Origin of the sequence: Streptomyces sp. NBC_01571 (genome assembly GCF_026339875.1) — a bacterium.
Lineage (GTDB): Bacteria > Actinomycetota > Actinomycetes > Streptomycetales > Streptomycetaceae > Streptomyces.
In genome coordinates this window covers 72,544-94,792 of record NZ_JAPEPZ010000003.1, presented here as the reverse complement: position 1 = coordinate 94,792, position 22,249 = coordinate 72,544, and the positions used below count along the sequence as shown (strand labels likewise).

Annotated in this window: 22 protein-coding genes and 4 pseudogenes; 13 read left to right on the top strand and 13 right to left on the bottom strand. The window is 67.0% G+C overall.

The window, feature by feature from the left end; translation table 11 throughout:
• Window positions 1–91: 91 nt before the first annotated feature.
• Window positions 92–1,003 (bottom strand): IS3 family transposase, encoded by a 912-nt coding sequence (locus tag OHB41_RS48465; RefSeq protein ID WP_266708596.1) that lies wholly within the window; start codon window positions 1,001–1,003, stop codon window positions 92–94.
• Window positions 1,000–1,329: a transposase gene (locus OHB41_RS48460; RefSeq protein ID WP_123972376.1), complete on the bottom strand. Its 330-nt coding sequence runs from the start codon at window positions 1,327–1,329 to the stop codon at window positions 1,000–1,002. The genes OHB41_RS48465 and OHB41_RS48460 overlap by 4 nt, the downstream gene beginning before the upstream one ends.
• Window positions 1,330–1,910: 581 nt before the next feature.
• On the opposite strand from OHB41_RS48460, the gene OHB41_RS48455 reads away from it, so the two are divergent.
• Window positions 1,911–2,783, top strand: coding sequence for a helix-turn-helix domain-containing protein (locus OHB41_RS48455; protein WP_266708591.1), 873 nt, complete (start codon window positions 1,911–1,913; stop codon window positions 2,781–2,783).
• A gap of 751 nt (window positions 2,784–3,534) precedes the next feature.
• Window positions 3,535–4,914 carry an FG-GAP and VCBS repeat-containing protein gene (locus OHB41_RS48450; protein ID WP_266708589.1) on the top strand — a complete coding sequence of 460 codons (1,380 nt, stop codon included), beginning with the start codon at window positions 3,535–3,537 and terminating at the stop codon, window positions 4,912–4,914.
• 788 nt (window positions 4,915–5,702) lie between these two features.
• On the opposite strand, the gene OHB41_RS48445 is transcribed toward OHB41_RS48450, so the two are convergent.
• Window positions 5,703–6,842: a PucR family transcriptional regulator gene (locus tag OHB41_RS48445; protein ID WP_266708587.1), complete on the bottom strand. Its 1,140-nt coding sequence runs from the start codon at window positions 6,840–6,842 to the stop codon at window positions 5,703–5,705.
• Between the two features lie 86 nt (window positions 6,843–6,928).
• On the opposite strand from OHB41_RS48445, the gene OHB41_RS48440 reads away from it, so the two are divergent.
• From OHB41_RS48440 to OHB41_RS48430, 3 genes and pseudogenes are all read left to right on the top strand, one after another.
• Window positions 6,929–7,984: a ferredoxin reductase gene (locus tag OHB41_RS48440; RefSeq protein WP_266708585.1), complete on the top strand. Its 1,056-nt coding sequence runs from the start codon at window positions 6,929–6,931 to the stop codon at window positions 7,982–7,984.
• A 7-nt stretch (window positions 7,985–7,991) separates the two neighbouring features.
• A complete protein-coding gene (locus OHB41_RS48435) occupies window positions 7,992–9,110 on the top strand; it encodes a fatty acid desaturase family protein (protein WP_266708583.1) in 1,119 nt (372 codons plus the stop codon).
• Window positions 9,111–9,369: 259 nt separating this feature from the next.
• A pseudogene (locus OHB41_RS48430) lies at window positions 9,370–9,873 on the top strand (transposase); the annotation flags it as partial.
• A gap of 36 nt (window positions 9,874–9,909) precedes the next feature.
• Here the strand turns inward: OHB41_RS48430 and OHB41_RS48425 are convergent.
• Complete coding sequence (locus OHB41_RS48425) at window positions 9,910–11,400, bottom strand: ISL3 family transposase (RefSeq protein WP_526025122.1); 1,491 nt, start codon at window positions 11,398–11,400, stop codon at window positions 9,910–9,912.
• Between the two features lie 170 nt (window positions 11,401–11,570).
• On the opposite strand from OHB41_RS48425, the pseudogene OHB41_RS48420 reads away from it, so the two are divergent.
• Window positions 11,571–12,284: pseudogene (locus OHB41_RS48420) on the top strand (IS256 family transposase); the annotation flags it as partial.
• Window position 12,285: 1 nt separating this feature from the next.
• Here the strand turns inward: OHB41_RS48420 and OHB41_RS48415 are convergent.
• Complete coding sequence (locus tag OHB41_RS48415; RefSeq protein ID WP_266708864.1) at window positions 12,286–12,579, bottom strand: hypothetical protein; 294 nt, start codon at window positions 12,577–12,579, stop codon at window positions 12,286–12,288.
• On the opposite strand from OHB41_RS48415, the pseudogene OHB41_RS48410 reads away from it, so the two are divergent.
• Window positions 12,538–12,717: pseudogene (locus OHB41_RS48410) on the top strand (ISL3 family transposase); the annotation flags it as partial. The gene OHB41_RS48415 and the pseudogene OHB41_RS48410 sit on opposite strands and share 42 nt — an antisense overlap.
• Before the next feature lie 45 nt (window positions 12,718–12,762).
• Window positions 12,763–13,296 (top strand): annotated as a pseudogene (locus OHB41_RS48405) (transposase); the annotation flags it as partial.
• Window positions 13,297–13,369: 73 nt separating this feature from the next.
• Here OHB41_RS48405 and OHB41_RS48400 read toward each other — a convergent pair.
• From OHB41_RS48400 to OHB41_RS48385, 4 genes are read right to left on the bottom strand one after another with little or no spacing between them, the layout of a single operon-like run.
• The gene (locus tag OHB41_RS48400) at window positions 13,370–13,705 is read right to left on the bottom strand and encodes an integrase core domain-containing protein (protein ID WP_266708579.1); all 336 of its coding nucleotides are present in this window, start codon (window positions 13,703–13,705) and stop codon (window positions 13,370–13,372) included.
• The gene (locus OHB41_RS48395) at window positions 13,686–15,104 is read right to left on the bottom strand and encodes an IS30 family transposase (protein ID WP_526025121.1); all 1,419 of its coding nucleotides are present in this window, start codon (window positions 15,102–15,104) and stop codon (window positions 13,686–13,688) included. The genes OHB41_RS48400 and OHB41_RS48395 overlap by 20 nt, the downstream gene beginning before the upstream one ends.
• Window positions 15,101–15,808 carry an IS3 family transposase gene (locus tag OHB41_RS48390; protein WP_266708576.1) on the bottom strand — a complete coding sequence of 236 codons (708 nt, stop codon included), beginning with the start codon at window positions 15,806–15,808 and terminating at the stop codon, window positions 15,101–15,103. Before OHB41_RS48390 ends, OHB41_RS48395 begins: the two co-directional genes overlap by 4 nt.
• Window positions 15,796–16,086 carry a transposase gene (locus tag OHB41_RS48385; RefSeq protein ID WP_266708574.1) on the bottom strand — a complete coding sequence of 97 codons (291 nt, stop codon included), beginning with the start codon at window positions 16,084–16,086 and terminating at the stop codon, window positions 15,796–15,798. The genes OHB41_RS48390 and OHB41_RS48385 overlap by 13 nt, the downstream gene beginning before the upstream one ends.
• Before the next feature lie 110 nt (window positions 16,087–16,196).
• On the opposite strand from OHB41_RS48385, the gene OHB41_RS48380 reads away from it, so the two are divergent.
• Window positions 16,197–16,649, top strand: coding sequence for a DUF5959 family protein (locus OHB41_RS48380; RefSeq protein WP_266708572.1), 453 nt, complete (start codon window positions 16,197–16,199; stop codon window positions 16,647–16,649).
• A 39-nt stretch (window positions 16,650–16,688) separates the two neighbouring features.
• Here OHB41_RS48380 and OHB41_RS48375 read toward each other — a convergent pair whose 3' ends face one another.
• The gene (locus OHB41_RS48375; RefSeq protein ID WP_266708570.1) at window positions 16,689–17,378 is read right to left on the bottom strand and encodes a hypothetical protein; all 690 of its coding nucleotides are present in this window, start codon (window positions 17,376–17,378) and stop codon (window positions 16,689–16,691) included.
• Window positions 17,379–17,607: 229 nt separating this feature from the next.
• Window positions 17,608–18,060 carry a PASTA domain-containing protein gene (locus OHB41_RS48370; RefSeq protein WP_526025115.1) on the bottom strand — a complete coding sequence of 151 codons (453 nt, stop codon included), beginning with the start codon at window positions 18,058–18,060 and terminating at the stop codon, window positions 17,608–17,610.
• A 67-nt stretch (window positions 18,061–18,127) separates the two neighbouring features.
• On the opposite strand from OHB41_RS48370, the gene OHB41_RS48365 reads away from it, so the two are divergent.
• Window positions 18,128–18,388: a hypothetical protein gene (locus OHB41_RS48365; RefSeq protein WP_266708862.1), complete on the top strand. Its 261-nt coding sequence runs from the start codon at window positions 18,128–18,130 to the stop codon at window positions 18,386–18,388.
• Between the two features lie 167 nt (window positions 18,389–18,555).
• On the opposite strand, the gene OHB41_RS48360 is transcribed toward OHB41_RS48365, so the two are convergent.
• Window positions 18,556–18,861 (bottom strand): hypothetical protein, encoded by a 306-nt coding sequence (locus OHB41_RS48360; protein WP_266708568.1) that lies wholly within the window; start codon window positions 18,859–18,861, stop codon window positions 18,556–18,558.
• 85 nt (window positions 18,862–18,946) lie between these two features.
• Between OHB41_RS48360 and OHB41_RS48355 the strand changes: the two genes are divergently transcribed.
• Window positions 18,947–20,184 (top strand): IS3 family transposase gene (locus tag OHB41_RS48355; RefSeq protein WP_266708566.1). Its coding sequence is split into 2 segments (ribosomal slippage): window positions 18,947–19,220 and window positions 19,220–20,184, totalling 1,239 coding nucleotides; the frame shifts between segments, so codons are not numbered across the junction.
• Between the two features lie 197 nt (window positions 20,185–20,381).
• Here the strand turns inward: OHB41_RS48355 and OHB41_RS52205 are convergent.
• Window positions 20,382–20,852, bottom strand: a complete 471-nt coding sequence (locus OHB41_RS52205; protein ID WP_323138634.1) for a GNAT family N-acetyltransferase — start codon at window positions 20,850–20,852, stop codon at window positions 20,382–20,384.
• Window positions 20,853–21,421: 569 nt separating this feature from the next.
• Between OHB41_RS52205 and OHB41_RS48345 the strand changes: the two genes are divergently transcribed.
• The gene (locus tag OHB41_RS48345; RefSeq protein WP_266708564.1) at window positions 21,422–21,715 is read left to right on the top strand and encodes a hypothetical protein; all 294 of its coding nucleotides are present in this window, start codon (window positions 21,422–21,424) and stop codon (window positions 21,713–21,715) included.
• A 4-nt stretch (window positions 21,716–21,719) separates the two neighbouring features.
• The gene (locus OHB41_RS48340) at window positions 21,720–22,169 is read left to right on the top strand and encodes an HNH endonuclease (RefSeq protein ID WP_266708562.1); all 450 of its coding nucleotides are present in this window, start codon (window positions 21,720–21,722) and stop codon (window positions 22,167–22,169) included.
• Window positions 22,170–22,249 lie beyond the last annotated feature (80 nt).

Sequence of the window (22,249 nt, the reverse complement as noted above, 5' to 3'; positions counted from 1 at the left end):
GGCAAATGGCGCGTTGGACGCTCGAGTCCTGGCCTCCTACCAGCTCCATGCTGCCGGCATGGTGTCAATCCCCTCGGACTGTGGAGATCTTCTAAGCGGCCAGCTCCGAGGCGGAGTTGGCTCGGTGGTCGTGTTCGTAGTCGATCGGACTCCGGTAACCGCAGACACTGTGTAGTCGGTGCGTGTTGTAGAAGCCGGTGATCCAGGTCGCGATTCTCAGGCGGGCCTCGGTGCGGGTGGCGAAGGTGTGCCGGTGGACGTACTCGACCTTGAGTACGCTGTTGAACGCCTCGCTGACGGCGTTGTCGAAACACGAGCCGACCCGGCCCATGGACTGCGTCACGCCCAGACGGCGGCAGGCCCGGCGGAAGCGCCGGGACACATATTCGCTGCCCCTGTCGCTGTGGAAGATGACGCCCTTGACGTCGCCGCCACGGGTGGCCGCGGCCATGTTCAAGGACGCAACGACGAGTTCTGCGTCGTGACGTGCACCCATCGCGTAACCGAGCAGGCGGTGTGAGAACAGGTCGATGACGGTGGCCAGATACAGCTTGCCCTCACCGGTGGCGATCTCTGTCATGTCGCCGCACCACACCTGGTCTGGAGCGTCGGCGGTGAAGTCGCGGCGGACAAAGTCCGCGAACGCGGGCCGTTTCCCGGGGCGGGTCAGCCCGCCCCGTCGGCGGATCCTCCGTCCGGCCAGGCCGAGTTCGGCCATGAGACGCGCGACGGTGTTCACCGAGACGCGCCAGCCGGCGCGGATCAGGAGGAGCCAGACCTTCGGAGAACCGTAGGTGCCGCCGGAGTTCTCGAAGATCTGCCGGATCGCGTCGGCCAGCTGTCCTCGCCGCACTTCACGAGCGGTGGTGGGCTTGCCGCGCCACTTGTAGAACCAGGACTCCGACACTCCCAGAACCCGGCAGGCCAGGCGGTGCGGGACGTGGTGCTCGGTCCTCTGGTTACCGATGAACGCGGCCAGGGCGGCCGGGTCCGTTTCGGTCACTTCACCCAGAGGACCATGCATCGCTTGAGGACATCACGCTCCATCTCCAGCTCGCGGATCCGCTTGTTCTTCTCCGCCGCATCCCGCCGCAGCCGCTCCAGCTCGGCCCGCTCGGCTTCGCGCAGCCGCCCGCCCGGTGCGGGCTCGGCAGGCTGGTCGGACGACGCCGACCCGTTGCGCCGCCACCGCGACACCCAGCTGTGCAGCGTGCCGGAATGCACACCGAGCTCCTCGGCGACCTCCGGGATCGGCCTGCCCGTCTCGATCACAATGCGTACAGCACCCTCACGAAACTCAGGCGTGTACGTCCGTTGCTTGGACCCCATGAACCCCAACTTCCCCTGCAATCAAGGACTCCACGCTACGAGGGGAGGGACATCGCCCAGGTCCACAACATTTGACAATTACTCTGACCGCCGACCTGCTCCACCCTGAGCGGTACGGAACCGTCATGCGCGACGTGCTGAGCGAGTGGACACGCCTTCTCACCACCGTCTTCCGCGACCTGGGCATGGCCGAGGTCCGGGCCCGGGCCCGGACAGAAGCGTCCCGCCTCCTTCGGCCTGGTCCTCGCACCCCTGGCCGACGGCGACTGGGACCAGGCTGACGCGGCCTTCCACGCCTCCTGGACCACATCGAACCCGGCTGGCTCGAGACCTTTGCGGCGCTCTCCAGCCTTTCCGTCTCGGGCGGAAATCCCGGAGGTGGCGCCATGTTCACGGGTGTGGTGGCGAGTGCCGGTTCCACTGTGCGGAGAGGGCTCTCGCACCGCTGGACGTTGGCAATTGCCAACGGAAGAGTCCGTTCCGGCTGCCTACGATCACGACGGCATGGCCCGTGATCAACGACGGTTGTCGCATGGCAACCTGCGTTCCATCACAGTGACTTGGAACCGGAGGCATCGCGCGTGGCGGCAAAGAACAATCCCACCATCAGGAGGCGCCGTCTTGGGGCTGAGCTGCGGCGGCTGCGCATGGACAGCGGGCTGAAGAGCACGGAAGTCGCCGAGTGGCTCATGGTCTCCCAGCCCAAGATCAGCCGTCTGGAGAACGGCGAGCGCGCCATCAGCCCCCGCGATGTGCGCGACCTGTGCGTGCTCTACGGAGTGACGGATCCCCAGGTCATCGATTCGCTGATGGAGATGGCCAGGGAATTCGGCGAGTGTGGCTGGTGGCATGCCTACGGCGACATCCCGAACAGCGTCTACATCGGCCTGGAGACAGACGCCGCCTCCCTCCACGCCTACGAGCCCATGGTGATCCCCGGCCTGCTGCAGACCCCGGCGTACGCCCAGGCGGTCATCGAGGAAGCCCTCCCCGAGATCAGCGTCGAACAGGCTGCCGCACGTCTCAAGGTACGGATGCGCCGGCAGCACCGGATCTACGACCCGGGCCGCCCGTTGCGCCTGTGGGTCGTCCTGGACGAATCGGTACTGCACCGCGTTGTCGGCAGCCCTGAGATCATGCGTGAACAACTGGAGCACCTGAAGGCACTCGGCACAGAGCCGCATATCAGCGTGCAGGTCCTCCCCTACACGGCAGGCGCCCACCCGGGTCTGCCAGGACAGTTCTCCATCCTGGGGTTCGCCGACAGCGCCCAGACAGGAGTGGTGCACCTGGAACGGTTCACCAGCGACCTCTACCTGGAGAAACCCTCCGACGTGCAGTACTACAGCGTGATGCACGCCCACCTCCAGGCCCGGGCCCTCGAGCCCGCAGACAGCCGCGACTTCATCACCGACGCCACCAAGGCATTCGTCGACACAGCGGGCTCGCCCTGAGTGCCAGCCGCAGGAACCGGTCGCGGCCATCCTTCCGCCCCGCCGCCGGACGGCCGCAACTGCGCCGGCTGCCGACGAGGGCTGGGACCGGCCGCGCGTGCCCGCGCAGCCCGAACCCGCGCTCCCGCCCTGTCAGACCTGCGGCGGCCCGCTCGGGGGGCTGGGCATTGACGATCCTTCCGCCTCGCCGCCGGACGGCCGCAACTGCGCATCCTGCCGTGACGTCAACGCAACCGCACAACCCCCTATAGGACTTTTCAAAGCCCTCTTCGGCCGCCCCGGCAAGGACACCCCACCCCGGCCCCCAGCCGGGCCGTAAAGGGAGCCTTGAACTGGCCGCCGGCAGACGGCCGTTGAGCAGCACAATCACACACAAAGCCACGAAGAACGCCTCCACTCCGCACTCGACTACGTACCGCCCGCCGAGTAGGAGCAAGCCTTCTGCCGGAGCCAGGAAGCACATCCCGCAGTCCGCCTGAACCACCAAGATCGGACTCTACGAAACTCGGGGCAGCTCATCCTCGTCGGCGTCGATTGCTGGTGAGGCCGAAGCCCGGCCGGCCCTGCCACACGTGACCGCCAGGGCCGATCGACAGGTGGTAGTGGTCGTGGTGATCGAAGGGCATGGGGAACCCTGACACAGGGCCGTCTTGGCACCGCCGGATGCATGCGCCTGTGACCGCGTACAACCAATGTGCGCACCGAGCGGTCTCGTGCGGTGACCATGCCACCGTAACGGGAAGGTGTCCTGATGTTTTCCGTACGTTCGTACGTCCGTTTGGCAGGACCGCTCGCAGTGGGCCTGATCGCCCTGGGAGTCGGGTCGCTGGGCGCGGCGGCCGTGCCCGCCGCGCCCGTAGGCGACGACTTCAATGGCGACGGCTACCGGGACCTTGCCGTCGCCGCGAGCCACGCCACCGTCGACGGGAAGAGCGGGGCCGGCTATGTGGCGGTGATGTACGGCGGTCCGCACGGCCTGTCCGCGAGCAGACGGGCCGTCATCAGCCGAGCCACCACGGGCATCCCGGGCAGCCCTGCCAAGAACAAGTACTTCGGAACGCCGTCGGCCAAGGGTGACCTCGACGGAGACGGCTACGCGGATCTGGTCGTCGGCCCGGTCATCGTCTGGGGCGGGCACCATGGCCTGTCCGGGGGCACGTCGCTGCCCGGCGGGAGCGGCGGGACTGTCGCGTCCGGCGACTTCGACGGCGACGGCAGGCTCGACCTGGCGCCGTTCAGGATCACCGGAGCCGGCGGCGGTGACGACCCCGGCGACTCCATCGGCACCGTCTGGCACGGCCCGTTCAGCCGCTCGGGCACCCCGGCCCGCACGACCACGCTCGACCCCGAGAAGCTGCGCGGCATCGAGGTGTCGAGCGGCGCGAGCGGGGACGTCAACGGCGACGGCCGCGACGACCTCGTCGTCGACGGATACGGCGGCGACGGCAACTTCGGATCGAAGTTCTTCCTCGGCTCGCCCGAGGGCCTTGTCTACAGCGGCACCGCCGCTCCCGGCGGCGGGCGCGCCGTCGCGCTGGGCGACGTCAACGGCGACGGGTACGACGACATCGTCGCCGGACGCGAGGCGATGGACGAGATCGAGGTCGCCTACGGCTCGGCCTCCGGAATCGGCCACTCGGAGACCTGGAAGACGTTCACGCAGGACACCCCCGGCGTTCCCGGCGCCTACGAGGAGAGCGACGCCTTCGGGGCCTCGGTGGCCGTCGGGGACATCACCGGCGACGGCCTCGACGACGTCGCCGTCGGCGCGCCCGGCGAGAGCCTCGGCGAGACCGGTCGGCAGGAGGCCGGTGTCGTCACCGTCCTGCGCGGCAGCCGCTCCGGCCTGACGGGCACCGGCGCCCAGGCCATCACCCAGGACAGCCCCGGCATACCCGGCGCAGCCGAGGCCTCAGACCGCTTCGGCAGCTCCGTCCAACTGCTCGACATCAACGGCAACGGCTACGCCGACCTGTCCTGCGCCGCGTGGAACGAGGACAAGAGCAACGGCGCGGTCTGGGAACTCCGCGGCCGCCCGACCGGGATCGTCCCCGACGCGGCATTCGTCTTCGGCGGGAAGACGCTCGGCGCGCCCTACACGAAGGCGGAATTCGGGGCCCGCATCAAGTAGCCGGAACTCGGTGGAAACGCGGTGCGGGCAGAGTGCGTTCGGCGCACTGGGACTTGAGCTTCACGGTCGGCGAGACTTCCGAACACGAGGCCTGCCGGGACGCCCCGGCAGACCACCGCTGGGACGCATGGCGCGGGCTCCGGCCGGATTTTCGTGCGACTCGTCTGCGGCGATGGAAACGACGAGGGACTACGAGGCGCTGGAGCTGCTGGTGTTGGACATGGCGGCGCGCGGTCTCGGCTACGGCGGCTTCTTGATGCAACGGCGTCGCCGCTTCCCCCTGCTTCAGTTGGGGGAGATGTCAACGCCGCCTTTTCCGGCGGCCGGCCCCGCAGATTCTCGGACAGTTTTGATGGGGCTCGACCGAGCCTCTTCGGCATCTGTTGAACCGCCTCCTTGTGGCCGCCGCTTACGAGATGTCCATCCGGTCTGCCTCGCCGGTGCTCCCGTCAGGGCGCGCAGAGCCGGTCGCCGCGGCGGCGGGAGCAAGGTGCCCTCCAGCGTTGCGGCGACGCCGAGGCCGGCCGCCACCGCCATTGCCGCTCTGAAGCCGTCCCCGAAGGCAGCGGCCGAGGTGTAGCCACCGGTGGCGGTGGTCACAGCACTGCGTAGTCCCTGCGCAGCCAGTCCGGCGAGACACTGCGCAACGACCGGACGGGGGCAGAGTGACCGCCCCGGTGTGAGCTGTGGTGGGGCCACCCCAGAGCCCACACCACGCGCGCTCACCGAGAACGAGGCACGATTCCTGGACCGCTCGCGGACGCGGTCGTGGACGGTCGAAGTACGCGTCAGCTGACCCGAAGACCGACCGCCAGCGTCAGTTCAAGGACCCGGTGTGGCGATGCGAGATCCGGAAACAGCTCCCGCAGCTGCGACATCCGGTACCGGACTGTCTGGGGATGGACGAACAACGCCGCCGCCACCTCGTCCCGCCTGCCCCGGTGCAGCAGCCACGCCCGCAACGTTTCCTCCAGCCGCCGTGCGGTCGCGACAGGCAAGGTCCGCAACGGTGCGAGGGCTCGGGCACGCAGGTCTGCGAACGCGTCCGCATCGGCGCTCAGCACCAGCTCAGGCAGGTGGTCCTCGGTGTCGCGAATATCAGAGGAGAGGGAGCGCGCTCGTACGGCTCGTGCGTACGAGGCGGACGCACGAGTCCATGGCCGGGCCGGGCCGACCACGGCGGTGCGGTCGGTCAGCTGCCGCAAGAGATGTGATCGGTCGGCATCGGGGACGAGCAACAGACCGGTGGCATCCGGCAGATCGTCGAGGACGAGGGTGCTCGGGTCGAGCGCGCGGTAGGCCGGCCGGGCCTGGGCGGCGGGCAGCAGGACCGCGGTCAGCGAAACCGGAGGCTGCCACCCGGCCCGTTGAACAGAGGCCAGCAGCACGTCCGGGCTCGCGCCGGCGAGGAGGTCGCGGGCCAGGTGTTCCAGGCGGCGCTCGTGGGCCCTTCCCCGGGCGGCCAGTTCGTCGGCGTGGCCCGCGGCGCTCGCGGCGGAGAGCTCGTCGATGTAGGCGAAGGTCAGCTCGGCGAACTTGGCGACCTCGGCGGCGGGCAGACCTGCGGGTACGGCACCCGCTGCCAGGCATCGCCAGGCCACGCGGGCGCCGACGCGGTAGGCGCTGAGCAGGGCGTCCATCGAACGGCCGTCGCGCACCTCGCCGCGGCCCAACTCGTAGGCTGCGTCACCGGCGTCACCGCCTGTGGCGTTCCCGCTCGCGAGGTCCAGGTAGTGCCCCAGGGCGGTACGGACGGCTCGGCGGATGGTGACGCCCATGTGGCCCGAAAGGGCGTTGGCGTAGGAAGGGACCTCGTCGATGATCGCCTGGACGACCTCGTCGGCGGTGGTCTTCAGCGCGGCCCGAAGTGCGGTGACCGTCGTCTCATCCAGGGCCAGTTCGCTGGCCTTCCGGATTGCATGGCTCACGTTTTGTTCCCTGCGAACAATTCAGTCGACCAGATTTACGTCCTGCGGTCAGGACTTTACGCCTTGAGGCGCAGCAAGCTGGAGTCATGACGAGTGCAGCCCTCCGCAGCAGGGCGTGGAAACTGCTGGAGATGGTCACGACGCCGCTGCTGCCGTCGGACTACCTCGACCTGGTCAGCCCGTTGCGTGCGGGCGCTGACCTGCGTGGGCGTATCGAGGCCGTGCACCCCGAGACGCGTGACGCCGCGACTGTCGTGATCAGGCCGGGACGGGGCTGGCGCGGCCACACGGCCGGTCAGTACGTGCGGATCGGGGTCGACGTCGACGGGGTGCGCCTGTGGCGTGCCTACTCCATCACCTCGCCGACAAGCCGCCAAGACGGCCGCGTCACGATCACCGTGAAGGCGATCCCGGGCGGCAAGGTCAGCAACCACCTTGTCCGCAGGGCGAATCCGGGCACGCTGATCCAGCTCGACCAGCCGACCGGTGACTTCGTGCTGCCGCAGGCCAAGCCCGCCAAGGTGCTCTACCTGACGGCCGGCAGCGGCATCACGCCCGTGATGGGCATGCTGCGCGACATCGAGTTCGCCGACGTCGTCATGGTCCACTGCGCGCCACAGCCGCAAGACGTGATCTTCCGCAACGAACTGCACGACCTGGTTGCGGACAAGAAGCTGCGGCTCACCGAGGTGCACACCGACACAGACGGCATGCTCGACATCGCCCATCTCGACGAACTCGTGCCCGACTGGGCAGAGCGCGAGACCTGGGCTTGCGGGCCCGCGGGCCTGCTCGACGCCGCCGAAGAGCACTGGACCGAGCACGGCGTACAAGAGCGCCTGCACACCGAACGCTTCCGCCCCAGCATCGTCGTCGCCGGTGACGGCGGCGAGGTCACGTTCAGCGTCACCGGCAAGAGCGTCGACGCGGACGGCGCCACGCCGTTGCTGGACATCGGTGAGGAGGCCGGCGTGCTCATGCCCTCCGGGTGCCGCATGGGCATCTGCTTCGGCTGCATCACGCCGCTGAAGGCGGGCGCCGTCCGCGACCTGCGCACCGGCGAGATCACCGGGGCCGAGCCGGGCGTCCTCATCCAGACCTGCGTGTCCGCCGCGGCGGGCCCCTGCGACATCGAACGGTAGGAGCACCTTGACCGCCATCGACCCCACCGCCCACCTGACCGCGGAGCATATCGAGGAGCTTGGCCGCGAGCTGGACGCGATCCGCGACGAGGTGATCGCCAGCCGCGGCGAGAAAGACGCCGCCTACATCCGTAAGGTCATCTCGGCGCAGCGCAAGCTCGAGCTGGTCAGCAGAGGCGTTCTGCTGTTCTCGATCTTCCCGCCCGCGTGGCTGCTCGGCACCGCCGGTCTGTCCGTGGCGAAGATCATGGACAACATGGAGATCGGCCACAACGTCCTGCACGGCCAGTGGGACTGGATGCGAGACCCGAAGATTCACTCCACCACCTGGGAGTGGGATCACGTCTCGCCGTCCGAGCAGTGGAAGCACTCGCACAACGAGCTGCACCACACGTACACCAACGTGATCGGCAAGGACAACGACCTCGGCTACGGCATCATGCGCGTCGACGAGGACCAGAAGTGGCACCCGTTCCACCTCGGCCAGCCGCTGTGGAACTTCATCAACGCCTGCTTCTTCGAGTACGGCATCGCAGCGTACGACCTGGAGCTCGGCAAGAACCTGCACAAGCGCCGCCGCAAACACCCGGAGTTCCGCGCGCGGGCCAAGGCCGTGGGCCGCAAGATCCGCAAGCAGGTGCTCAAGGACTACGTGATCCACCCGCTGCTGTCGGGCCCGTCGTTCCTCACCACGCTCGCCGCCACGTTCACCGCGAACCTGGTCCGCAACATCTGGTCCCACTCGGTGATCATGTGCGGGCACTTCCCCGAGGGCGTGCAGGTCTTCGAGCGCCGGTCGATCAAGGGCGAGACGCGCGGCCAGTGGTACCTGCGCCAGATGATGGGCTCGGCGAACATCAGCGGCAGCAGGGCCATGCACTTCATGACCGGCAACCTGTCGCACCAGATCGAGCACCACCTGTTCCCGGACCTGCCGAGCAACCGGTACGCCGAGGTCGCAGTGAAGGTGCGCGCGCTGTTCGAAAAGTACGAGCTGGAGTACGTCACCGGCCCGCTGCCCAAGCAGGTGGCCTCCGCGTGGCAGAAGGTCTTCCGGCTCTCACTGCCGAACAAGAAGTCCAAGGTCAAAACGCCGGACCGCGAGCAGGAGCCCGTCGCCGCCTGATTCCCGGTATTGGTTTCAGATCTCTCGGCCGTACCGGCGGCACCGCCGGGGACGAGACGCGTTCGCCGCCGATGGTTCGGGGAGCCGAAGAAGGAAATGGGGCCGCGCGGCCGTCGGCGGTACGGGAGTGTCCAATAGACGGCGGATCCGATGATCAAGGAGACGCCTGATGAGCGAGACCATCACGGAGCACGAGGCCGCGGAGGAGCCGGTCGTCGAGTCGGCCGCGGAGGCGGTCTCGGACGAGCAGTTGATCGCGATGCTGGTCGACCGAGCCCGCTCCGACGGGCTCCAGCTGACCGGGGAGGGCGGGCTACTGCAGCAGCTGACCAAGCGGGTACTCGAGTCCGCCCTGGAGGGTGAGATCACCGATCACGTCGGCTACGACAAGCACGACGCGGCAGGCAGGAACAGCGGCAACAGCCGGAACGGCACCCGCTTCAAGACGGTGCTGACCGACGTCGGCCTGGTCGAGGTGAAGGTGCCCCGCGACACCGCCGGCACCTTCGAACCGCAGATCGTCCGCAAGCGGCAGCGCCGTCTGACGGGCGTGGACGAGATGGTGCTTTCCCTGTCCGCGAAGGGCCTCACGCACGGGGAGATATCGGCTCATCTGGCCGAGGTGTACGGGGCAGAGGTGTCCAAGCAGACCATCACCACGATCACGGACAAGGTGATGGAGGGCATGGCGGAATGGCAGGCCCGCCCGCTGGATCGCGTCTACCCGGTCGTCTTCGTGGACGCCATCAACGTGAAGATTCGGGTTCTGTCGACGATCTTGTGATCCGGACGGTTCTGCTCATCGTGCGAGCAGGACGCGTTTGCGAAGGAGATCGAGGCTGGCCCGGCCGAACATCTGGCGCTTGAGCATCTTCAGCCGGTTGATGTTGCCCTCAACTGCGCCGGAGCTGTGGGGCAGGGACAGCCCGTTGCGGACGGCGTCGAAGTCGCGGCGGAGGTTGCGAGCGAAGCCTGTGAGCGGAGCCAGGCTGTCCTGTTCGACAGCGGCGATCCAGTCCTCGAGGCGGTCGCCGTGGCGTCCGGTCATCATCGCGGCGAACTTCCTGACATGACCGGTGAGCTGGTCCAGCTCGGGGTCGCGCTCGCGCAGACGGTGCAGGTTGTCGGCGTCCTTGTCCCGCAGGTGCTCGGGGTGGGTCATGATCCAGGAGGTGACCTCACGGACCGATGGAGGCTTGGGGCCCGTGGCAGGCGCGTGTCCGCGCCCGGTTCGGTAGCGCCGCAGGTGACGTTGGACTGCCAACTCGCCTCCGGAATAGCCAAGTTGTCGGATCTCGCGGTAGAGCTGTGTGGCGTTTCTGACGCCTTCGTTCCAGCGCCGGTGCAGGTAGTCGATGTACGGGTCGATGATGTGCGCCCGCTGCAGGCTCTTGGCCACGACATCGTCAGCGGAGCGGGCGCCCACCAGCTTGCGGACGGTGGCCTGGTGCAGCCCGAGTTTCCGGCCGATCGCCGCCTTCGACATCCCCTGTTCCCAGAGCTCGTGAGCGGCGGCATGCTGCTCCCGCAGCCGGGTCACGATCTTCAGCTCTTTCGGTGGCTGGACCACCTCGGGCTCCGTTTCCGGGTAGTCGGGTGCGTCTTCCTGCCCAGGAGGCGGTTCGGCAAGGCGGGAGTGATAGGCGTTGACCGTCTTCTCGACTGCCTGGCCGAGGTTGGCCCACAGGTGGTAGCGGTCGGCGACCTGCTCGGCCTGCGGTGCCCCGGCCCGTGCGCCCTCTGCGTAACCGCTCGAGCGGTCGCGGCAGATCACCTTCACCTCGGGGTGGTCTTGGAGCCAGGCAGCCAGATCCTCGCCGTCGCGGCCGTCATAGAGGTGCAGCGGTCGATGGGTGGCCATGTCGATCAATACCGTGCCGTAGTGGCGGCCCTTGCGGAAGGCGAAGTCGTCGACACCGAGTACCTCCACGTCGCCGATCTCCGGTTCGGGCAGGGCCCTAACCAGCCGCAGGAGAATGTCCTTGCCGACGGCGATGCCGGCCGCGGCCGCCAGGCGGGCTCCTGCCCGGCCGGCCAGGGCCAGCCCGATCTGCGTCAACAGCTGGCGCAGCAGAGGGGTGCAGCGGCTGTGCGGGGTGGTCAGTCCTGCGATCTGTTCGGCGAACGTCACCGCCGTGCAGGCGGTGTTCTCGCACCGGAAGCGGCGTACACATAACTCGATCACGACACCGAGACCGCACACGGCGACGTCCCGCAGCTTGCGTATGTATCGGCCGTGCACCCGCGACGAGCTATGACCGCACCGGCAGGCAACCGTCGTCGACCGCACTCGCGTCCTCAGTACCACCTTGTCCGGCCGTCGCTCGACCTCCTCGATCAGCAGCGCGGACAGATGCGGGAACAGCTCCGAGAGCACATCACGAGACCATGCAATTCATGATCGCGAACAGTCGGCGTAACTCGCTCAACCGTCCGGATCACAAGATCGTCGACAGAACCAAGATCCGCGATGGCAAGGTCGCCAACCGGCCCATCTACGTTGCGATGGCCGTCACGGTCGAGGGCACCCGGGACATTCTCGGGATCTGGGCCGGTGACGGCGGCGAGGGCGCCAAGCACTGGCTCCAGGTCTTCACCGAGCTGAAGAATCGCGGAGTTGAAGATGTCTTGATGCTCGTCTGCGACGGGCCGTAGGGCCTGCCGGACGCAGTCGAGACGGTCTGGCCCCGCACGGTCGTCCAAACGTGCATTGTTCACTTGATTCGCAACAGCATCCGGTACTGCGCCCGCCAGGACTGGGGCAAGGTCGCCAAGGACCTCAAACCCGTCTACACCGCTCCCAGCGAGGCGGCCGCGACCGAACGGTTCTTGGAGTTCTCCGAGAGGTGGGGCACCAAGTATCCGGCCGTGATCAAGCTGTGGTCCGACGCCTGGGCCGAGATGGTGCCCTTCTTGTCCTTCGATGTCGAGATCCGCAAGGTCATCTGCAGCACGAACGCGATTGAGAGTGTGAACGCCCGGATCCGCAAGGCGGTTCGAGCCCGCGGCCACTTCCCCTCGGAGGCCGCCGCATTGAAGTGCGTCTACATGGCACTGATGAGCCTGGACCCGACCGGCAAGGGCCGGCGCCGCTGGACGATGCGCTGGAAGGCACCCCTGAACGCCTTCCAGATCGCCTTCGACGGCCGCCTGACCCCCACCGACCAGCGATAATTCAAAAACCAAGATCAGCCGTTAAGTTGACACACCCCCCGTACTCAAGCCGCAGCAGGTCACTAACTGGATCATGTGGAACCCCCAGCACCTGCGCGACGACGAGGAACGTTAGCTGGGCGAAGTACTCAGCCGATGCCCGGAGCTCACTGCTGTCCGCAACCACGTGCATGCCTTCGCGCGGATGGTCTGCGACCTCGGGGGCCACAGACTGCCGGCATGGACAGACGCCGTTCACGCCGATGATCTTCCCGCGCTGCACGCCTTCGCCGACGGCCTCCGACGTGATCACCATGCTGTCACTGCGGGCCTCACGCTGCCCTGGAGTTCCGGCCCTGTCGAAGGCCACGTCAACCGGATCAAGATGCTGAAACGACAGATGTATGGACGAGCCGGTTTCCCACTACTACGCAAACGGGTCCTCCTGACCTGACCCAAACCACACTCTGTCACCCCGTCACGGAAATCTTGACAGAGCCAGTCACTGACTCCGCCGCGCGCCAGGACTTGGGGGCGTCGGGGCTGCACACCGGTGGTGCGGGTGCGCGGCCGGGGCTCCGGACGGGTGTCGATGGTGGGCATGACCTGCTACAAGCCTGGTGAACGGTCCCGGTTGTTCTACGCGGTCCGGGAATATACCGGGCGCAAGGACCAGCCGAAGGGCTTCGGCTGGCGCGACTTCCGCGACCTGATCGTGCGGGCCCGCATCCAGCTCGGCGGCCCGATCGTGCTGGTCTGGGACAACGTCCGGATGCACCTGACGAAGCCACTTCGCGAGTTCATCGACGCGAATGCCGAGTGGTTGACCGTCGTCCAGTTGCCCACTTACGCACCCGACCTCAACCCGACCGAAGGCGTCTGGTCTCTGGTCAAGCGGGACATCGGGAACCTCGCCGCTGCCAACCTCGGCGAGGTCACCCGTGCGGTCAAGCATCGGCTCAAGGGGCTCCAGTACCGGCCGGACGTGATCGACGGCTGCCTTGCCGGCACCAGCTTGACCCTGAGCACGTGATTCTCTCAACGAACGCGTGGCTCGTCCGGCGATCGGGGAGGATGTCAATCCCCAGATTTCGTAGAGACGTTGGTTATGCGGCCCGGTCTTGTTGATCGGGCCGAGCTCGCGCTTGTTGGATGATCCGTTCGAACTCGACGGGTGGTTGCCCGCTGGCCGCGCTGTGGCGTCGTTTGGTGTTGTAGAAGTCCGCGATCCAGGTGGCGGTCTTCAGTCGCGCCTCGGCGCGGGTGGCGAAACGGTGTCGGTGGACGTATTCGACCTTGAGGACCGAGTGGAACGACTCCGCGGCAGCGTTGTCCAGGGCGGAGCCGACACGGCCCATCGACTGCACCACGCCCCACCTGCCACAAAGCTGCCTGAATGCCTCGGAGTTGTACTCGGCGAGTTCAATTGGTCGTTGCAACACCGGGCTGTTGTAGTAAGCGTAGTTGCTCTTCGAAGACCTCGGCGGGTGTCCGCCAGCCGAGGGTCTTGCGGGGCCGGTTGTTGATCGCCATGGCGACGGCTTCGAGGTCCGTGGACGACCACCGGGACAGATCGGTGCCCTTCGGGAAGTACTGACGCAGCAGCCCGTTCGTGTTCTCGTTCGTCGGTCGTTGCCAGGGCGAGTGGGGATCGGCGAAGAACACCTTCGTCCCGGTATCGATGGCGAACTGGGCGTGGCCGGAGAGTTCCTTTCCGCGGTCCCAGGTGAGGGTTTTGCGTAGTTGCTCGGGCAGCTGCGTCATCGACGTCGTGAGCGCCGCGTTCATCGCGATCGCGCCATAGCCCCCGAGTGAGGTGCCGTTCTTCACTGGCGGCTTCTCGCCCCAGCCCTCGAGCCGAGGCAGGTGCACGAGGAGCGTGGAGCGGCTGCTGCGCTCGACGAGCGTGCCGATCGCGGAGCGACCCGTCCCGATGATCAAATCGCCTTCCCAGTGGCCGGGGACGGCGCGGTCCCCGGCCTCGGCGGGCCGTTCGCTGAGGATGACGTCCGCGGTGACATGCCCCTGCGGTTTGTTCTGTGACCGTGCACGGGGAGTCCGCAGCGCCCGGCCGGTGCGCAGGCACGTGACCAGTTCCCGCTTGAGCGCGCCACGGCCCTCGATGAACAGTGCCTGGTAGATGGCTTCGTGGCTGATGCGCATGGACTCATCATCGGGGAAGTCGGCATGGAGACGGTGTGAGATCTGCTCCGGGCTCCATGCCGTCGCCCATCGTCGGTCCTGCCGGTGCGGCTTGTTCAGCCCTTTCCATGCGGGCGTCCTGGGTCCGGGGACGATCGTGTTGTCGGGGCGGCGGACGCTGCCGGCGAGCCGGTCCTGCACGTACTCACGCAACCTGTCGTTGCCTGTGAGTTTCGCGGTCTTCGGGCGCTTGGCGGCCTGCTGTGCTTTCCACTGGGCGACCGTCGCGCGGTACTCGTGCTTGCCGCTGCGCGTGGCGGCGTTGCGGCGTAGTTCGCGAGAGATCGTTCCGGGGTCTCGCCCCAGGGCGCGGGCGATCTCGCGCACGCCCTTGTTCATCGCCCTGAGGATCGCGATCTCCTCGCGCTCCTCGAACGCGAGGTACCGGCCCGTGGGCTCGGCCAACGAGATCGGAGGCATGCCGCCAGCGTGACGAAACCACCTCGCACCCACCGGCCACGACACGCCGACGGCCAACGACGCCTCCACCGTCGTGACTCCCGTCGCGATCAGCCGCCAGAACTGGCGCTGCACGACTCGAGACGGATCAGGCCGCCCCGGCGAACGCCTCGCCGGCCGCAATGCACGATCAGCGCGCCACTGCCGACGCCGACCCTCCGGAACATCGCTGGTCTTCAAACTCCAGTCCGCCGTGGCCACGTCACACCTCCGAGATCAAAGTGTTGCGACGACCAGTTGAATCCACCCTCCGATCCGCGGTCGGTGTGGAAAATGACGCCGTCCACTTGGCCGCCTCTGGTCGCGATCGCCATCTGCAGGGCGGCGCTGACCAGCGTCGTGTCGTGCCGGTCGCCCATCGCATAGCCCAGGGCCCGGCGGGAGAACGCGTCGTGCACGCTCGCGAGGTAGAGCTTGCCCTCGTCGGTGTCGATCTCGGTCATGTCGCCCCACCACAAGATGTTCGGCGCGATCGCGTCGAACCTGCGCAGCACCAGGTCACGTGCCGTCTTCCGCTTCCCGGGACGGGTCAGCGAACGCCGGCGGCGTGGTGGCTTGCGGCCCTGCAGGCCGAGCTCGGCCATGATGTCGGCGACGGTGTTCTGCGATACCTGCCAGCCCTCCTCCCACAAGTCCAGCGTGATCCTCGGCGAGCCGTAGGTGCGGCCCGACCGGTCGAAGAAGTACGAGATCCGCTCGGCCAGCAGTGCCCGTCTGACCTCGCGTTTCGTCGGCTCGGACGGTCTGCGTCGCCACTTGTAGAACCACGCCTCCGACACCCCCAGGGCTCGACAGGAGGTGCGATGCGGAATCTTGAAATCGGTCCTCTGGTCGCTGATCACCCCGACGAGCGCCGCCGGGTCCGCAACAGCTACTTCACCCACAGGACCATGCAGCGTTTGAGGACATCACGCTCCATGACCAGCTCCTTGTTGTCCCGCTTGAGCTGGGCATTCTCCCGTCGCAACCGCGCAAGTTCCTCGCTCTCACCCGTCGGACCGGCCTTGCCGGCCGCCCGTGCCCTCGACACCCAGGTGGCCAGCGTCGTCTCGTTGATCCCGAGGTCCTTCGCGACCTGTGGGATCGGCTTGCTGGTCTCCGCGACGATCCGCACAGCCCCCTCACGGAACTCCGCGTCGAACTTCCGCCTCTTGCCCGCCATGACCCTCAACTTCCCCTGCAGTCACGGTCTCTACGCTACGAGGGGAAGGTCAAGGATGCAGCCCACACCAGCGCACGAAAGCGAGCGACGAGATGGCGGAGCCTGCCCCGGTGGACCTGATCCACCTCGCCGATGCGGAGGGGAACCGGTGCATCGTGCGCGTGACCGGACGCTTTACGCCAGGTGTGCTGACCGGCCACGACATCCTGCGCGCAGATGTGCTCGCCTCCGCGAGCTTCGTCGACGCCCGGCTAAACCTCTACCTCTTCCAGCAGGACCTGGACGCCTGGCAGCGGAAGCTGTGCGATTTGGTCCCGGGTCGGGAAGCCAGCATCGGTGGAGACCGTGGTCTGAGCCTCGTGCTCCGCATGCACGAGGATGGTTGGCTGTCGATCACGGTCGACGATCCGGACCGTCTCACGGCACTGTTGGGAATCCGACCCGAGGGGGACTGGGTCAACGAGCACCACGAGCGTCTGGAGCAGGTGCGGCTGGCCTGGCCTCGAGAAGTCATCGAGAGGACCCCAAGCGCTTACGAGTGGAGCCCCAACCGCAAGCGTTGAGCCTGTCCGTTCCATGCGACCGACATCACGAGTTCAAGTTCAGTACCTCAAGACGACATAGGAGGTCACGGGACACGTTTGTTCGTGCTTACAGACGCCGAATCTGTCCAGCCGAGCCGTCGCGGAGTGTCGGAAGACAGCCCGAACGGCCACGAGGCTCGCGGTCTCACGGTTCGACGGTGAGGACTTCTGTTTGGCGGATGACTCCGAGCGACGCCAGACTCTCGGCCGCGCACAGCCAGTCCGACGCACCGTCGACCGCGGTCTGGAGAATCTGGAAGGCCGCACCATGTTCGTGTTCCCCAGTGCATCGCTGCGCGCCACAGACCGCCTGTTGCCGCCGCCGCGGTACTGAGGGAGCACGCCGAAGTACTGCGGTAGGAGGCAAACGATCCCGGTGGCGTCGGGCATGGTCTCCATCGGTCCGGCGGCGCCGGCCAGCCGGCCCTCGTGCAGCACGGTGAGGAGAGGGCCGGTCTTCCCGGACTGCATCTGCGCGCGCAGGAACGCGAACCTCTCGGCAACCATGGCGGCGAACTCTTGGATGGCGCGGGCTCTTGACGACGCTGCCGCCGACAGCTCGTCTGGCGGCAGCGTCGAACCGCGCTGTACCGGTGAGGAGATGGCCTTGATTCTCGGCATCGCCCGCGCCCGTGGCCTGGCCCCCGCCACGCGGTTCAATGTCGAAGGCCTTACCACGGCTACCGGCGCACGCTGGTCGGAGAACACAGTCTCGAAGGTGCCTAGGCGCCTACTCGCAGCCTGAAGACGCCCGCCGAGTCGTCGTTCGGCAGGTACCACCCGTGCTCGCGATGCCTGGGGTCTGGTGGGTTCGGGTTCTCGCGGCTGGGCGAACTCGCCCACGCCGTCCCAGGGGTCGTCCTGCTCCTGCCACTGCGCCCTTTCCCGTTCCCGCCGTTCGGCGGCCGCCCGGCCTTCGGACAGATGTGGCTCGCCGTTACGGGCAGGTCTCCTCGAACTTGACAGCGCCGAGCGTCACAGGCTGCCCCTTGAGAGCAGTACCGGTGGCCGGCGACTGCGTGCACACCTTCCAGTTGCTCTCGACCAGGATCCAACGCCTCGCGTCGGAAGCGTCCTTGACCGTGAAGGACGTGCCCGGGTCGAGCGCGGCCCGCGCCGCCTTCACGGACCTTCCCGTGAAGTCCGGAATCTTCCCGCCCGCCGTGGACGGCGCCTTCACGTCTCTCGACGGGCATGTCTCGGTGAGCTTCACCGAACCGAAGTCCAGTGTCGTGTCGGTGCCGGCCGCCGTGCCGGCCTGCACGTTCTGCGAGCAGACCTTCCAGTCGCGGTCGAGGATCTGCATACGGTCCCGGCCGAGCGAGTCGTGCGACTTCAGCGAGTAGAAGCCCTGCTCCTGCGCCGCATCCTGCGCGGACTGCAGTCCCATGCCAACGAAGGTGGGCACCGCCTTACGCCCGGCCGCAGGGGGCTTGTCGTCCTTTGACGCTGACGTGGTGACGCCTGACGCCGGGGTGCTGGTGGCCTTGCCGCCTGCGGCGGTCGCGGTGACGGTGACGCGCGGTGCCGGCTTCGAAGACGCGGTGTTCTTCTGGTCGTTGCCGGAGGAGCCGATACCGACCCCGATGAACAGGATGACCAGGGCGGCCGGGATGACGATCCGCTTCCGCGCCCACTTCGGGCCGCTGGCCGGCTGCGGCGGCATCGGAGGCGGCGGCGGTACCTGGCCCCAGGCGGGCCCGGACGGCGGCGGCTGATTCTGCGACATGTGTCCCCCCAGGGAAGATCCGTGAGGGATGAACGTAACGGTGCAGGTGAGAAGTTTGTAAGAGCTGTGGAGGCGCAGTGATGAAACCGTGACGAAATGTGAACCTTCAACGAACAGAGCAGCCCGCCCGAAGCGGGGGTGGGGCTGCCTGCCGTATCAGGCCAGCTCGCGTGCCCGCTTCTCTGTACGTTCCAGCAACTCGCGGTCACCGTCACGCAGATCGTCGAGGGTCTGGGCGCTCAGCCTGGCAAGAAGGGTGCTGGCCTGCCGGGAGACGTCGCGGGTGCCGGGCGTCTCGAGCTGGTGGGAGCCGTTCAGTTCGGGCGGACGCCTGAAGATCAGCTCGTGCCGCAGTTCTCGAGAGGAGCGGTCTTCCAGCGCTTGGAGGAGGGTTTGCCTGGAGCCACGAACGGCGCATCTGTTTTCACGTGCGACAGACTGCCGGTGCTGCTCCGCTCCCACGCCTGGCCAGAACTGTCCGTGAAGACCAGAGTGAACCGTTCCGCGTTTGATCGAGACTCGATCTTTTGGAAGGATCGAGTCCGTTATGGCGAAGCAATACCCCAAGGAGCTCAAGGAGCGGGCCGTGCGTCTGGTCCTGGAGACTCGTGATCAGTACAAGACCGAGTCTGCGGCGATCCGCTCGATCGGGGCGAAGCTCGACATCGGGCCGGAGTCCCTTCGGAACTGGGTGCGTCAGGCTGAGGTCGACGCCGGTGCCCGGACCGGGACTACGACTGAGGAATCCGCCCAGCTCAAGGCCCTCAAGAAAGAGGTCGCCGAGCTGAAGCGGGCGAACGAGATCCTGAAGGCCGCAGCAAGTTTCTTCGCGGTCGAGCTCGACCGGCCACACACACGCTCGTAGCGTTCATCGACGAGCACCGGGACCGCTTCGGCGGAGTCGAGCCGATCTGCAGGACGCTCACCGAGCACGACTGCAGCATCCACCCGTCCACCTATTACGCCCACAAAAAGCGCCTGCCATCGGCCCGCTCACTGCGGGACGCGGAACTGGCACCGCTGATCGTCAGCATCTACCAGGACAACTACAGCGTCTACGGAGCCCGCAAGATCTGGGCCGAACTCAGACGCCAGGGCCATCAGGTAGCCCGGTGCACCGTCGAGCGACTGATGAAGGCCGAGGGCCTGGTCGGGGCGGTGCGCGGGAAGAAAGTCGTCACCACGGTGACGGACAGGGAGGCCGAGCGAGCCCCGGACCGGCTCAGCCGGCAGTTCGTGGCCAGTGCTCCCAACCGGGTATGGGTCGCGGACTTCACCTACGTGGCCACCTGGTCCGGCACCGTCTACGTCGCCTTCGTCGTCGACACCTTCTCCCGCCGGATCGTCGGCTGGTCCGCGGCGACGAACAAGCAGACCCCGCTGGTGCTGTCCGCACTGGAGGTGGGCCTGTGGCAGCGCGACCGGGCCGGAAACCCTGTTACCGCACGGGAGTTGATCCACCATTCCGATGCCGGATCCCAGTACACCAGCTTCCGTCTCGCTGCCCACCTGGCCGCCGAACAGATCGCCGCGTCCATCGGCACCGTCGGGGACGCCCTCGACAACGCCCTGATGGAATCGACCATCGGGCTCTACAAAACCGAGCTCATCAAGCCGCAGCGGCCCTGGAAAGCCCTGAGCGAAGTCGAGTTGGCCACCGCTGAGTATGTCGACTGGTACAACCACCGTCGACTCCACGGTGAGATAGGCCACGTCCCACCCGCCGAATACGAAACCACCCATTACCAGAACACACAAAAACCGCAGGTCACAGCCATAATCTAGAGTCTCTACCGAACCCGGAACGGTTCAAGGACATCTGCACTGCTGGGTCCGCGTCCTACGTCAAGGGCATCGACAGCCTGTGCGGGGGCCCGCCAGCCCTGCAGCGCGCCTGCTGCATTTCTTCGTCGCGAGAGTGCATGCCCGGCTGCATGAAGGACCCGGGGCCGCGCTCTTCCGAAGCGCGGCCTCTGCAGGACTCACGGTTCCCCGATGCGGGCTTCCGTCTGGAGGATGACTCCGAGCGACGCCAGGCCTTCTCCCGCGCAGAGCCAGTCCGAGGGACTGCCGACCGTGGTCTGGAGGATCTGGTAGGCCGCATCGTGTTCGTGTCCCCAGTTCATCGCTGCGCGCCACAGGGCCCTCCCGTATCCGCGGCCGCGGTGTTGCGGGAGGACGCCGAAGTACTGCGGTAGGAGGCGAACGGTCCCGGTGGCGTCGGGCATGGTCTCCATCGGACCGATGGCGCCGGCCACCCGGCCCTCGTGCACCACGGTGAGGACCGGGCCGGCCTTCCCGGATTGCATCTGCTCGTGCAGGAATTCGAACCCGTCCGCGGCCATCGCGTCGGCGAACTCCCCGAACCCGGCTCCCGGCGGCAGCCGGTGGGACTCTTGGACCGGGAGTCCGGGTGCCGGTCCAGGCCCGGCGGTGAAGTTCCTGAGCTGCACGCGGATTCCACCTTTGGCGAGCTCTTCGGGCCGGCCGGGGGCCAGGAACGATACGACCTGGGCCCGGACCGCGCTGTGTACGCGGGCGGCTGCAGGGCGAGGTCTGAGGCGGCGGCGATGCCCTCCGGGTCGGACGTATACACGTGGACGCGGACCGTACGGGCACTGCGGTCCACAAGTGTCGGCACGAGGGTACGCCGACGGCCGTGGCGGATCGCGTCGACCAGGACCTGCTCGGTCTTCCGGTCGGACCACCGGCGGTCCTTGTCGTGAGGAAGGAAGCGATCTGTCCCGGCGGCCTCCACCACAGCGTTGAACAGGTCGGGGAGCGGGTTGCCGGGGTGGACAGGGCCGAGGGTCGGTACGTACGGCACGGGCATCACCGGCTCTACCCAGTCCCAGCGAAAGCGCATGCCCGCACGCTACGCCCGCACGCCGGCCAGGACGTCGCGCACGCGGCCCGCGACGGTACGCCGGCTGGTTCCGCGGCGACGGGCCGCCCCACCGCGCTTTCACCTTTCAGCCACATATGATCGCGCCACGTGCGAACCTGTGGGGGGTACAGCTACATGCAAACGATCACCGAGCGCTACGGCAAGAAGCGCTCGACGATTTTCTTCGTCTGCTGCTTCGCCATCATCGGCGTGCTCGGCTTCATCAAGATCAACGGGGATGACGGGTCTCCTGACTGCGCGAGGCACTTTGACGCTATGCCGGACACCACCGTCGGAGGCCGTAACGCGATAGTGAATTGCATGGAAGCCGTTGAGAAGTGGTGCGCGTCGAGCCATTCAGAGGACCCGGTGGGGTGCGCGCGCAACGTCGAAATCGACGGCGACGATCGCAACGTCGGTAAGGAGTAAGGGGGTGCACGGGAGAAGGCGCAAGCGCTTCCGCGTGTGGGAGCACCTGTGTGTCTTGGAGGCCAACGGCGGCAACTGTGTGTATTGCGGCAACCCGGCCGAAGTAATGGACCACGTCATACCCTGGTCGCAAGGCGGCGCTGACGAACTGACAAACCTGGTCCCTGCCTGCAAGGCCTGCAATAACAGCAAGTGTGACAAGACCCCGATTATGTGGTACCTCGGTCGGCTCATGACTGACAATTGGGACGGTAGCGGCACGGTCCACAGCGGTGTTTCTTGGAACAGCAGTTGGGGACTGCGCGAGCTGTACATGAACCGACATGAAGAGGCGTTGGGCTGGCTAGACAAGATTGAAGAGGTCTTGGCTGAGATCGCTGACGAACGGCGCCGCTTGTGGTTCCGTGAGTCTACGATTTCGAGCTACCCGGCTGGTACGCAAGAGGTTTTTTAGTGGCGGAGGATCTACGGTCTGAGGATCGGAAGGGCTAAGGAAGGCGGCTGGGTTGCCGAAAGCCCTGAGAGCAGTTTGGA